Annotated in this window: 9 protein-coding genes; 3 read left to right on the forward strand and 6 right to left on the reverse strand. The window is 64.2% G+C overall.

The features are described from left to right. Positions 1 to 2: 2 nt before the first annotated feature. Genes FVW59_RS15455 through FVW59_RS15465 form a run of 3 tightly spaced genes read right to left on the reverse strand, consistent with a single transcriptional unit; the run spans position 3 to position 5,364 of the window. Complete coding sequence (locus FVW59_RS15455; RefSeq protein WP_246139756.1) at positions 3 to 434, reverse strand: CBS domain-containing protein; 432 nt, start codon at positions 432 to 434, stop codon at positions 3 to 5. 47 nt (positions 435 to 481) lie between these two features. Next, the gene (locus FVW59_RS15460) at positions 482 to 2,623 is read right to left on the reverse strand and encodes a prolyl oligopeptidase family serine peptidase (RefSeq protein ID WP_187275923.1); all 2,142 of its coding nucleotides are present in this window, start codon (positions 2,621 to 2,623) and stop codon (positions 482 to 484) included. A 32-nt stretch (positions 2,624 to 2,655) separates the two neighbouring features. Further along, the gene (locus FVW59_RS15465; protein ID WP_148065266.1) at positions 2,656 to 5,364 is read right to left on the reverse strand and encodes a bifunctional acetate--CoA ligase family protein/GNAT family N-acetyltransferase; all 2,709 of its coding nucleotides are present in this window, start codon (positions 5,362 to 5,364) and stop codon (positions 2,656 to 2,658) included. Positions 5,365 to 5,475: 111 nt separating this feature from the next. Between FVW59_RS15465 and FVW59_RS15470 the strand changes: the two genes are divergently transcribed. The 3 genes from FVW59_RS15470 (at position 5,476) to FVW59_RS15480 (ending at position 9,929) form a co-directional block, all read left to right on the forward strand. Continuing rightward, on the forward strand, positions 5,476 to 6,399 hold the full coding sequence (locus tag FVW59_RS15470) for a histone deacetylase family protein (protein ID WP_148065267.1): 924 nt from the start codon (positions 5,476 to 5,478) through the stop codon (positions 6,397 to 6,399). A 175-nt stretch (positions 6,400 to 6,574) separates the two neighbouring features. Continuing rightward, positions 6,575 to 8,317 (forward strand): N-acyl-D-amino-acid deacylase family protein, encoded by a 1,743-nt coding sequence (locus FVW59_RS15475; protein WP_148065268.1) that lies wholly within the window; start codon positions 6,575 to 6,577, stop codon positions 8,315 to 8,317. 145 nt (positions 8,318 to 8,462) lie between these two features. Beyond that, complete coding sequence (locus FVW59_RS15480; protein WP_148065269.1) at positions 8,463 to 9,929, forward strand: RimK family protein; 1,467 nt, start codon at positions 8,463 to 8,465, stop codon at positions 9,927 to 9,929. A 53-nt stretch (positions 9,930 to 9,982) separates the two neighbouring features. Here FVW59_RS15480 and FVW59_RS15485 read toward each other — a convergent pair whose 3' ends face one another. The 3 genes from FVW59_RS15485 to FVW59_RS15495 all read right to left on the reverse strand — a co-directional run bounded on the left by FVW59_RS15485 (position 9,983) and on the right by FVW59_RS15495 (position 12,741). Beyond that, entirely contained in the window at positions 9,983 to 10,369 is a 387-nt protein-coding gene (locus FVW59_RS15485; protein ID WP_148065270.1) for a RidA family protein, read from the reverse strand. 129 nt (positions 10,370 to 10,498) lie between these two features. Further along, the gene (gene ilvN / locus FVW59_RS15490; RefSeq protein ID WP_148065271.1) at positions 10,499 to 10,993 is read right to left on the reverse strand and encodes an acetolactate synthase small subunit; all 495 of its coding nucleotides are present in this window, start codon (positions 10,991 to 10,993) and stop codon (positions 10,499 to 10,501) included. Positions 10,994 to 10,995: 2 nt separating this feature from the next. Next, positions 10,996 to 12,741: an acetolactate synthase 3 large subunit gene (locus FVW59_RS15495; protein WP_148065272.1), complete on the reverse strand. Its 1,746-nt coding sequence runs from the start codon at positions 12,739 to 12,741 to the stop codon at positions 10,996 to 10,998. Positions 12,742 to 13,252 lie beyond the last annotated feature (511 nt).

A 13,252-nucleotide genomic window follows, 5' to 3' on the forward strand; every position in this document is an offset into this window, starting at 1 on the left:
CCTCAACCACCACGCTGGTCGAGGACTTTGCGGCGGCTGTGCTCCATCAGGGCCCACAGCACATTGTTGGAACTGACCTGCCCCACCAGCTTGCCACCCTCCACTACGGGGCGCCGGCGCTGGCGGGTGTCCACCATGGCCTGGGCCACCTCGACAATGCTGGTTTCGGAGGTGCAGGTCTGGACATCGCCGTCCATCGCGTCCTCTACCAGCTTGTGCTCCGGGTCGCCATCGTTGTAAATGGCGGTCAGCACGGCGCGGATACAATCCAGTTCCGACAGGATGCCCACCACTGCGCCCTCGCCATTGGTGACAGTTAGTCCGGTGAGCTTGTACTCCAGAATCATGGAGATCGCCTTCACCAGATTCTCGTCCTGGCGGATGGTCAGGGGGTTGCGGTGCATGCAGTCGCGGATCTTGGTCGGGTTCGCCATGGCGATTCTCCAGTGTTGGAACGATAGAGCGATTGTATATCAGGCGGTCAATCGGACGCGCCAATCGTCAGCCCCAGGTGCGCGGCCATAAAGGCCCACATATCAGCGTACTCGCGAATCAGCATGGAAGTCGGTTTACCGGCTCCGTGTCCGGCGCGAGTCTGGATGCGTATCAGCACCGGCTCGTCGCCAGACTGTGCATCCTGCAGGCGGGCGATGTATTTGAAGCTGTGCCCCGGCACTACCCGGTCATCGGTATCGGCGGTCGTCACCAGCACCGCGGGATAATCACCGCCCTTCTGGATATTGTGATAGGGCGAGTAGGCGTAGAGGGCCTTGAATTCCTCCGGGTTGTCGGACGAACCGTAGTCATCCACCCAGAAGCGACCGGCGGTAAAGCGCTGGAAACGCAGCATGTCCATGACCCCGACCGCCGGAATCGCAGCGGCAAAAAGGTCGGGCCGTTGGTTGACCACCGCCCCCACCAGCAGGCCGCCGTTGCTGCCGCCGTAAATACCGAGGTGTTCCGGGCTGGTGTACTTCTCTGCCTCGAGGTATTCCGCCGCGGCGATAAAGTCGTCAAACACGTTCTGCTTCTGCAGTTTGGTCCCCGCCCTGTGCCAGGCTTCACCATACTCGCCGCCGCCGCGCAGGTTGGCCTGGGCGTACACCCCGCCCAGATCCATCCACGCCAGGCGTGTCACCGAGAACGTCGGGGTCAGGGAAATATTGAAACCGCCGTAGCCGTACAACAGGGTGGGATTGCTGCCATCCAGCTTGAGCCCCTTGCGGTGGGCGATAAACATCGGCACCCGGGTACCATCGGCGGAGGAGTAGAACACCTGTTTGACCACAAAGTCATCCGGGTTGAACGCCAGCTCCGGCGCCAGCGCGACTTCGCTCTTGCCGCTGTCGACATGGTAGCGATACACCGTCGCGGGGCGATTGAGGGAAGAAAAACTGTAGTAGGTGACAGGATCATCCGGCGCGCTGGCAAAGCCCGACACGGTACCGAGACCGGGCAGGGCCACCTCGCGCAGGGTTTTGCCCTGCAGACTGTGAATGCTCACCTTGCTGTGGGCATCCTGCAGGTAGTCCAGCACCAGCTTGTCACCCACCAGACTGGCCCCCTGCAGTACCGGTTCCTGCTGTGGCACGACTTCCCGCCAGGTGCCGCCCGCGCCCTGACGCAGATCGTAGCTGACTATGCGGCCCCGGGGGGCATCCAGGGTGCTGCGAAACAGGGCGGTATGGTCAACGACCTCGATCAGGGAAAAGTCCGCCCGGAATGCATCCTCAAGGACAGTGACCCGGCCGGCTTCGTCCTCGAGGTCGATGACTTCCACCCGATAGCGATCATCGGTGCCGATCCAGGTGTTGATGAACAGGTAGCGCCCACTGTGGCTGACCTCGGCGTTAAAGCCCCAGTCCGGATGATCGGGCCGCGCATAGACCTGCCGGTCCTGGTCCTGGGCCGTGCCCACCCGGTGGAAGTACACCGCCATATCGGTGTTCAGGCTCTGGAACTGCTCGCCCTCGGCCGGTTCCGGATAGCGGCTGTAATAGAAGCCGCTGCCATCCGCCGCCCAGCTGGCATGGGAGAACTTGATCCAGCGCAGTTCGTCGTCCAGCACCTTGCCGCTGCCGAGATCCTTTACCCGCCAGGTGCGCCAGTCACTGCCGCCGTCCTGGATGCCATAGGCCACATAGCGGCCATCGGGACTGACAGAAACCTCCGCCAGCGCCACAGTACCATCCTGCGACCAGCCGTTCGGATCCAGCACCACCTGCGGATCGACCCCCGGCTCCCTGCTGCGATACAGCACAGCCTGGTTCTGCAGACCGTCGTTGCGGCTGTAGAAATAGAAGTCACCGTAGCGCCGCGGGGTGGAATAGCGCTCGAAGTCCCACAGGGCGGTCAGGCGCTGCTCAATCGTCTCGCGCCCCGGCAGGTCGTCCAGGTAGCCGAAAGTGACCTTGTTCTGCGCCTCGACCCAGGCGGCCACCTCGGCGGACTCGCGCACATCCTGCTCCAGCCAGCGGTAGGGATCCTGCACGACGGTGCCGTGATAATCATCCTGCTGCTCAACGGTCTGCGTTTTCGGATAATCCAGCGCAAGCGCCGGCAATGCGCAGGCTGCAGCCAGGGAAACTGCCGGCAGCAGAACGCGGCTCAAGGGCTTCGACATGGTCTTCTCCAGAAGGCAAAGAGGACCTGCGATCATACCACTGGCGCCGCAGCCGGGGACTGCAGGGGCCGGCTGACCTGCATGATTTCTGCATCGTCCGGGTCGCGGCGCAGGGTGAAACCGAGACCGCGACAGAGCTTCAGCATTTTGCTGTTCTGGGCCAGCACGTCGCCCTCCATTTCCCGGAAGCCGCGTTGGCGCGCCATCTCCATCAGGCGGCGCATCAGTTCACTGCCGATACCCTGGCGTTGCATATCGTCCGCCACCGCCAGGGCAAATTCGCAGGACTCGCCGCCAGGATTGGCGACATAACGCGCCACCGCCTTGATGGCGGCCGCCTCGCTGTCGTCGTTCTCCACCACCACCAGGGCCATCTCCCGGTCGTAGTCGATCTGGGTAAAGCGCGCCAGCATGGCGGGCGTGATGTCGCCCATGCCATACATAAAGCGAAAATAGCGACTCTCGGACGACAGGCCATCGACGAAGCGCCGCTCCATCGCGGCATCTTCGGGCCGAATGGGACGCACCAGGAACTGGCGACCGTCGCGACTCGTCAATGCACTCGTCATACCTGGGGGATAGGGGTGGATGGCCAGATGATCGAAGGGCCCTGCCTCGCTGCGGACAGGAGACACCGCCAGCCAGGCATCCACCGCCAGCACACCGTTCTCGTCCACCAGCACCGGATTGAGAATCAGGCGCTGGATTTCCGGCAGCTCGCAGGCCAGTTCCGAGGCCCGCATCAGCAGTTCCACCAGTGCCTCGCGATCCACCGCCGGCAGGTAGCGGTGCGCCACCAGCTGGCGCTGGGCGGGGCTGCGCTGGATCAGTTCTTCGCAGAGGAACACGCTGAGCGGCGGGATCGCCACCGCGGTATCGGTGAGGATATCCTCCGCCAGTCCGCCGGGGCCAAAGCGGATCACCGGGCCAAACACCGGGTCGCGCTCGATCGCCACCACCACTTCCCGGGCGTGGGGGCGCAGTTCCATGCTCTCCACAGTCACGCCGTGTACCCGGGCGTCCGGCGCCCGGTCCGCTACCGCGGCGCGAATCTCCCGGTACGCCGCGGGTACCGAGTCCGCCTCGCGCACGTTCAGGCGGACTCCACCGACGTCGCTCTTGTGCGAGATATCCGGGGAGTTGATTTTCAGCACTACCGGCAGGCCCAGCGTCTCGGCGGCGCGCCGGGCCTCCTCCGGATCAGTGACGTTGGTACAGGCAGACACCGGGATATCAAAAGCAGCCACCACAGCCCGCGCTTCCAGATTGTCCAGATGCCTGCGCTCATCGCCCAGCGCTGCGCGGATAATGTCCCGGGCCTGTTGCACCCGCGGCGCGCGGTGTGCCGCCAGCGGCGGCGGTGCCTGCAGCAGCTTCTGCTGGTTGCGGTAATACGCGGCGAGATAGCCGAAACCGTTCACCGCCGCTTCCGGGCTGTTGAAATGGGGTATCCCTTCGCGCTGCAGTTTCCAGCGCCCTTCGCGCACCTGGTTCTGCCCCATCCAGCAGGCCAGCACGGGCTTGCGCTTGCCTCGCGCGGCGGCAATGACCGCCTCGGCACAGGCCTCGGGTTCGGTCATGCCCTGGGGGGTGAGCAACACCACCACGCCATCGACGTTGCGATCCGCCAGCACAATCTCCAGTGCCCTCTGGTAGCGCTCCGGGCCGGCGTCCCCCAGCAGGTCCACCGGATCCGAGAGGGACCAGTGGGGAGGCAGGATTTCACCGAGCGCCTCGATACTGGAGTCGGACAATTGCGCCAGCGGTACCTCGAGTTCCGCGGCGCGATCGGCCGCCATAACGCCCGGACCGCCACCGTTGGTGAGAATGGCCAGCCGGTCACCGGTGACCCGCACACCTGACGCCAGGGTGTTGGCCGCCGCCAGCAGTTCATTCACCGTATTCACCCGCACCGCGCCGGCCCGTTCGAGGGCGGCATTGAATACCTGGTCGCTGCCCCGGTGGCCGCCGGTGTGGGTAACCGCTGCCCGGCGCCCGGCCTGAAAACGGCCGGGCTTGATCACCACCACCGGTTTCAGCCGCGCCGCCGCCCGCAAGCCGCTGAGGAAGGCGCGGGCATCGTTGACTCCTTCTATGTAAAGCAGAATGCTGCGGGTATGGGCGTCGAGCGAGAGATAGTCCAGCACCTGGCCAAAATCGACATCGGCAGTGGCGCCAAGGGAGGCCACCGCGGAAAACCCCCGCCCACCGGACCAGGCGGCATCCAGCAGCGCGGTACAGAAGGCCCCGGACTGCGACACCAGCGCCACCGGCCCGTGACGCACCTCGCTGTGGGCAAAGGTCGCATTGAGGCCGAGCCTGGGGCGCATCACCCCCAGACAGTTGGGGCCGACCAGGGGAATGTTGGCGGCCCGGGCCAGTTCGACGATCTCGTCCTGCAATTGCCGACCCAGCGGGCCCACTTCGCCAAAGCCGGCGGAGATCACCACTACGCCGCCGACCCGCGCCTCAACACACTGGTGCATGACCCCGGGGATACGCTCGGCCGGAATGGCCATCACCACCAGGTCCACCGCCTGGCCGATATCTGTCACGCTGGCGAAACAGGTCAGGCCAAGAATGTCACTGTGGCGGCGATTGACCGGGAAAATCGCGCCCTTGAAACCCGCCGCCTGCAGATTGTGCAGCACCTGGTAGCCCACTGAACCCTGCCGCGGGCTGGCGCCGACCACAGCCACCGAGGCGGGTTCAAAGATGCGGTAAAGGCGGTGTCGTCTCATTGGCGCGCGGCCCTTAACCTGGAAGGGCTCCTGTACTAGAGTTACGCCCAGTATAGACGCCAGAGGATGGGCAATGCTCCCCGCCCGGCCCATTCCTGCGGGAGCCAATCGATGACTATTGCCTATATCACCCACCCGGAATGCCTCCAGCACGAGATGGGGCCGCACCCGGAACAGCCGGCGCGACTCAACGCCATCAATGATCGCTTGCTGGCCAGCGGCCTGGATGTAGCCCTGCGCCACTACGAGGCTCCGGCGGTAGAACGCGACCTGCTCGAACGGGTCCATGACAACGACTACATCCAGTCCCTGTACCTGCGCTCACCAACCAGCGGCCATATCCAGCTGGATGAAGACACCGCCATGAACCCGCACACCCTGAGCGCGGCCCTGCACGCCGCCGGCGCCGCCCAACTGGGCGTCGACCTGGTAATGAGCGGCGCGCACAGCAAGGCCTTCTGCGCCGTGCGCCCACCCGGACACCACGCCGAGCGCGCCCGCGCCATGGGCTTCTGTCTGTTCAACAATGTGGTGGTGGGCGCCTATCGCGCACTGCGGGATCACGGCCTGCAACGGGTGGCCATCCTCGACTTTGATGTGCACCACGGCAACGGTACCGAGAACATCGTGGCCGGCGACGAGCGCATTCTGTTCTGCTCTACCTTCCAGCACCCCCTCTACCCCTACAGCGGCAGCGGCCCCAGTGCCGGCAACGTGGTCAATACACCGCTGCCGACCGGCAGCGACGGCGCCGCGCTGCGCACTGCGGTAGAACGCGACTGGCTGCCGCGGCTGGCGGATTTTGCACCGCAACTGCTGCTGGTTTCAGCGGGGTTTGACGCCCACCAGGCCGACGACATGGCCGGGCTCAACTTCGTCGACAGCGATTACGCCTGGGTGACCCGGCGCCTCTGCGAGCAGGCCGACGCCAGCGCCGGGGGCCGGCTGGTATCCTGCCTGGAAGGCGGCTATCACCTGCTGGCCCTGGGGCGCTGCGTGGAGGCCCATCTCAAGGCCATGCTCGGCGCCACCTAAAGCGCACTGCCCGCCCAGCGCAAATTGATAAACCAGTCCGCGTTCGCGCCTTCGTCGCGGCCTTTACCCTCCGCCGCGGAGTGCTAGTCTAGGACTCTGCCCATTGCACCGGCAGCGCCATGGCGCTGCGCTGCCCCGGGCGTCTCCAGATAATCATAAGGACGGAGGATAGCGCGTGTACGACACCCTTATCATCAACGGTACGCTGGTCGACGGTACCGGCGCACCCGCCCGGCGGGCCGATGTCGCCATCCGCAATGGCCGCATCGCCGCTATTGGCACCGATCTCGGTGAAGCCCGGGAAACCATCGACGCCGGCGGCGCCCTGGTCACTCCCGGCTGGGTGGACACCCACTCCCACATGGATGGCCAGGCCACCTGGGATGCCCTGTGCAGCCCCGCCGCCCACCACGGCATCACCACCCTGATCATGGGCAACTGCGGCGTCGGTTTCGCCCCCTGCCGCGCCGATGACAGAGAGCGCCAGCGCATGATCGAAGTCATGGAAGACGTGGAGGACATTCCCGGCGCGGCCCTGGCCGAGGGTATCCAGTGGCAGTGGGAGAGCTTCCCCGAATACCTGGACGCACTGGATCGCAAACCCCGCGCCATCGACATCGGCGCCCAGGTGCCCCACTGCGCGGTGCGCACCTATGTCATGGGTCAGCGCGGCGTCAACAACGAGCCGGCTTCCGAGGACGATGTGCGCCAGATGGCCGCCATTGTCCGCGAGGGCATCGAGGCCGGCGCCATCGGCTTCACCACCTCGCGCACCAAGCTGCACACGACCCGCGACGGCCAGGTCATGCCTGGGACCTACTCCGATGCCGGCGAACTGCTGGGCATCGGCAGCGCCATCGGCCAGATGGGCAAGGGCATCTACGGCCTGGTGTCGGATTTCGACGACTGGGAGGAGGAAATGGCCTGGATGAAGCAGCTGTCGATCGACAACAACTGCCAGGTCAATTTCGTGCTGTTCTTCCGCGAGGAAAGCGACTGGGAGCGCGTCCAGAAACAGCTCGCCTATGTGCGCGAAGCGCGCAAGGAAGGCGCCCGCCTGATTCCCCATGTGGGGGCGCGGCCGGTCAACATCCTGATGGGCTGGGACGGCACCGTGAACCCCTTCATGTTTCATCAGCACTACGCACCCCTGGCCGGCCTGTCGCGGGAAGAGCGACTCGAACAACTGCGCAAGCCCGAGGTGCGCGAGGCCATTATCAATGAAACCCCCATCGACACCGGTGGCGACTTCTTCCTCAACGCCATCACCCGCGGCTACGATAACCTCTACGTGATGGGCGACACCCCCAACTACGAACCGCGCTACGAGGACAGCATCGAATACATGGCACAACAGGCCGGTGTATCCAGCGCGGCCTATGCCTATGACGCCCTGCTGGCCAACGGCGGTACCACCCTGCTCTACTGCCCCCTGTTCGGCTATGACAGCCGCGACCTGTCACGGCAGTTCGCCATGCTCAAGGATGAAAACTCGGTACTCAGCCTGGCCGACACCGGCGCCCACTGCGGTGTGCTGTGCGACGCCAGTGTGCCCACCTACCTGCTCAGCTACCTGGTGCGCGACCGCGCCAGCGGCGGCCGCCTGGGGCTGGAAGAAGCGGTGAAAATGCACACTCACGACACCGCCCGCTGCATGGGGCTGGACGATCGCGGCACCCTGGAACCCGGCATGAAAGCCGACATCAACATCATCGATTTCAACGCCCTGCAGGTGAAGCGCCCGGAGATCATCTTCGATTTGCCTGCCGGCGGCCGCCGCGTGTTCCAGGGCGCCGAGGGCTATCGCTACACCCTGGTGGGGGGCGAAATCATCATGCGCGACGGCGAACCCACCGGTCGCCTGCCCGGCAAGCTGATTCGCGGCGCCCAGCAGGCACCTGCGGCGGCGGCCGCCTGAACCGCCCGCCCACCGCCGCGGGCGGGCGGTGGGCACCAACCGACTTCGGTAATTCTGCACTGGCCGATTGACGGCCCCCGCAAGTGGGCAAATACTTCGCCGGCATTCCCGCAATACACCCTCAATAACACCCCGAGAGTCACTGATGTCCCAAACCCTGATCGTGATCGACAAACGCAGCGACTGGGCACCCTACTACCCCAGCGAGCAGGTGATCACCTTCGCCGACTACATGAACGGCAACTATCCCGAGGGCCAGGCCCGCACCCGGGTGATCAACCTCAGCCGCAGCTTTGCCTACCTGAGCCAGGGCTACTACTGTTCCCTGCTGGCCGAGGCGCGCGGGCACAAGGTGATCCCCTCGGTTCGCACCCTCAACGATCTCAGCAAGCGGGCCCTGTACCGCATCCACCTCGACGACCTCGACGAGGAGCTGGATAAAACCCTGAAGCACGCCGATACCGGCAGCGAAATCAGCCTGTTGAGCTATTTCGGCCACACCGCGGACGAGCGCTTTGGCGATCTGGCCAGGGAGCTGTTTGAAACCTTCCCCTGCCCCATCCTGGAAATCACCCTGCGCCACCGCCGCCAGTGGGAAATCGCCAGTCTCAAGCCGCGCTCACCGAAAGGACTGAGCGAAGAGGAAGAAAACGGCTTCGCCGCCGCCGTTGACGAATTCAGCCGCAAGGTGTGGCGCAAGCAGCGCGAGCAGAAAGCCGCCCGCTACGACCTGGCGGTGCTGGTGGACCCGTCCGAGGCGATGCCGCCCTCGGACGACAAGGCCCTGAAGCGCTTTGTAAAAGCCGGCAAGGAACTGGGCGTGGACGTGGAGCTGATTACCCAGCGCGACTACTTGCGCCTGCCGGAGTTCGACGGCCTGCTCATCCGCACCACAACCAATATCGACCACTACACCTACCGCTTTGCCAAGAAGGCCGAGAGCGAAGGGCTGGTGGTGATCGATGACAGCAACTCCATCCTGCGCTGTACCAACAAGATCTACCTGGCGGACCTGTTCCGCACCCACAAGGTGCCGTCGCCGAAAACCGTGGTGCTGTACAAGGACCAGCCCGGACAGCTGGATACCCTCGGCGACCAGCTCGGCTACCCCATCGTGGTAAAAATCCCCGACGGCGCCTTTTCCAAGGGCGTGGAAAAGGCGGCCAACCGCGAGGAGCTGGAGAGCATCTGCAAGCGCCTGTTCCAGCGCTCCACCCTGCTGCTGGCCCAGGAGTTCCTGTACACCGACTTCGACTGGCGGGTTGGCATCCTCGACCGCAAACCGCTGTATGCCTGCCGCTATTACATGGTGAAGGACCACTGGCAGATCTACCGCCACGGCGACAAGACGGACTCCGGCGGTTTCGACACCCTGCCCACCTTCGAGGTACCGCCGGCGGTGCTGGACGCCGCAGTGCGAGCCACCCGCCCTATTGGCGATGGCTTTTACGGTGTGGATGTGAAGGAAAGCAAAGGCAAGGGCTTTGTGATCGAAGTCAACGACAACCCCAGTATCGACAGCGGCGTGGAAGACAAGTACCTGGGGATGGAGCTGTACAAGATGATCATGTCCACCCTGCTCAAGCGGATGGAAGCAAAGCGGGGGCACTAGTGGGCCGTGCCCCCGTTCATATCATCAATGCCGGATTAACGCCGGCGTCATTCTCAGGCTTCGCTCAGCCGTGCGGTAACCTGGATCTCGATCTTCATGGCATCGTCCAGCAGGCGCGCCTCGAACACGGTGGCCGCCGGACGCACCTCTCCCAGCCATTTGTTCAGGGCCGGCCAGCAGGCTTCGAAGTCATCCCGGTTGGGCAGGATGTAGGTGACGCGCACGATGTTGGCGATACCGCTGCCGGCCTCCTCCAGCGCCGCCTGGATATTGCGAAAGCACTGTTCGGTCTGCTCGACGACATCGTCGCTGACGCGGTTGGCGGCGTAGTCATAGCCGGTGGTACCGGAGACGAAGACGTAATCGCCATCCACCACCGCGCGCGAGTAGCCAATTTTCTGCTCGAATTCCGAGCCGCTGGAAATCAGTTTGCGGGACATCTATCAGATCCTTAACCCGATAAAAGGAACCGCAGGCCAACCGGGTTCAATACAGCCTGCGGCAATCACGCTTTGTGCCCCCCGCGCAGGCGGTGATTCGCCATTGGGCGGGTTGCCCAGTGCTCCGATTTACAGCCGCAGCACCTTCTCGCCGCGGGCGATGCCCGCCACGCCGGAGCGCACCACTTCGAGGATTTCCGCCTCGGCCATGGCGGCGACGAAGGCGTCCAGCTTTTCACCGGTGCCCACCAGCTGGATGGTATAGACGTTGGGGCCCACATCCACAATCTGGCCGCGGAAGATGTCGGTGGTGCGCTTGACCTCGTCCCGCGCCGCGCCGCCGCTGGCGCGCACCTTGATCAGCATCAGGTCGCGCTCGATATGGGTGCCCTCGGTCAGGTCCACCAGCTTGACCACATCCACCAGCTTGTTGAGCTGCTTGGTGATCTGCTCGATGGTTCGGTCATCGCCGATGGTGGTCAGGGTCAGTCGCGACAGCGTGGCGTCTTCGGTCGGCGCCACATTGAGGGTCTCGATGTTGTAACCGCGCTGGGAGAACAGGCCCACAACCCGCGACAGCGCGCCGGGCTCGTTTTCCAGCAGGATGGAGATGATACGTCGCATGTTCAGGTCCTCTCGTTCTTGCTCAACCACATATCTTTCATGGAGCCGTTGGGCGCTACATGCATCGGGTACACGTGCTCCATCGGGTCGATGAAGATATCGAGGAAGACCAGCTTGTCTTTCATGGCGAAGGCCTCGTCCATCTTCGCATCCAGTTCGTCCAGCCTGCGCACCTGCATGCCGACGTGGCCGTAGGCCTCCATCAGCTTGACGAAGTCCGGCAGGGAGTCCTCGTAGGTGCTCATGGCGTAGCGGCCTTCGTACTGCATGTCCTGCCACTGCTTCACCATGCCGAGATAGTTGTTGCGCAGGTTGATGATTTTTACCGGCAGGTTGTACTGGGTGCAGGTGGACAGCTCCTGGATGTTCATCTGGATGCTGCCCTCGCCGGTGACACAGGCCACATCCGCATCCGGAAAGGCCAGCTTGGCGCCCATCGCCGCCGGCAGGCCGAAGCCCATGGTGCCGAGGCCGCCGGAGTTGATCCAGCGGCGGGGCTGGTTGAAGCGGTAGTACTGGGCGGCAAACATCTGGTGCTGGCCGACGTCGGAGGTCACATAGGCATTGCCGCCGGTGGCCCGGGACAGGCTTTCAATCACCTGCTGGGGCATGATCATGTCACTCTCGCCGTAGCGGCGTCCCGTCCACAGGCCGTGCTTGCCGCGCCATTCGTCGATCTGCTGCCACCAGCGATCCAGTGCGTCCTGGTCGGGCAACTCCGCGTCTTTGTTGCGCATTTGCTCGACCTGCTCCGCCAGATCGGCGAGTACCGACTGCACCGGGCCGACAATGGGGATGTCCGCCTGCACAGTCTTGGAAATCGAGGTCGGATCGATATCGATATGAATGATCTTGGCACTCGGGCAGAACTTGCTGACCGTATTGGTGACCCGGTCGTCAAAGCGCGCCCCCACCGCCAGAATGACGTCCGCGTGGTGCATGGCCATATTGGCTTCATACAGGCCGTGCATGCCGAGCATGCCGAGGAACTGGCGGTCGGTGCCGGGGTAGGCGCCGAGGCCCATCAGGGTGTTGGTGACCGGGTAGTTAAGGTCCCTGGCGAACTGGGTCAGCAGGCCGCTGGCCTCGCCCTGTACCACACCGCCTCCGGAGTAGATCACCGGGCGCTTGGCCGACAGCAGCAGGCGCGCCGCCTTCTTGATCTGCCCGGTGTGGCCGCGCTGGGCCGGCGAATAGGAGCGGATTTTAACCGCTTCCGGATAGACGTATTCAAATTTGGCATCCGGGCGGGTGGCATCCTTGGGGATGTCGATGACGACAGGGCCGGGGCGACCGGTCGTGGCGATATGGAAGGCCTTCTTGATCATCCCGGGGATGTCTTCCGGCTTGCGCACCATGAAGCTGTGCTTCACGATCGGCCGGGAAATCCCCACCATGTCGCACTCCTGGAAGGCGTCCTCACCGATCAGGTGGCTGGCCACCTGGCCTGACAGCACCACCATGGGAATGGAATCCATGTAGGCAGTGGCAATGCCGGTCACCGCGTTGGTGGCGCCGGGGCCGGAGGTGACCAGCACCACGCCGGGCTTGCCGGTGGCGCGGGTATAGCCGTCGGCGGCGTGGGTCGCCGCCTGCTCGTGCCGCACCAGCACATGGGGAATCTTGCTCGCCTTGAACAAGGCGTCATAAATATGCAGCACCGCTCCGCCGGGGTAGCCGAAGATAAACTCGACTCCCTCGTCCTCGAGGGCGCGGGCGATCATTTCGCCGCCGGACAACATCTCCACGATCTTTCTCCCTGGGCTGTTCAGGCCCAATCAAAACGCCCCGACGCGTTACCCTCGCCGGTAGCCGTTTCATCGAACTGTATGGAGAAGCCTGGAAAGCACCTGAACCGGTGCCGGCTGGCCACGCCACTCCCTGAACGGGCGAGACACAGCAGCGGTTCGCAACCTGCCCGCCTCCGGCTAGCGCCGCAGGCGGCTATCCTCGAAGGCTCTTTTCACATGCAGCGGGTGAAAAGCGATCACGAACCCGTGTATCGGTCGCCCTGCGGGGTAGCGCAGTGTCTGGCCCCCGGCACAGCCCATGCGGCCATACCGGTTTACGGGACTCACCATCAGCTGCACGCAAATCATCGCATTGCGGCAGTAGGCCAGGGGCTGAGGGTACTCAGCGTGGGCCGTTACCAAGGGTGAGACAGGGGCGTATTCTTGGTTCGCCGGCGCCGCCTGTCAACCAAAACGTGATTATTCCCCGGGGCGGCTTCGTTGCGCCCCCGGGACGCTTGCGATACTT

It is taken from the genome of Parahaliea aestuarii, from assembly GCF_008064635.1.
Taxonomy (GTDB): domain Bacteria; phylum Pseudomonadota; class Gammaproteobacteria; order Pseudomonadales; family Halieaceae; genus Parahaliea; species Parahaliea aestuarii.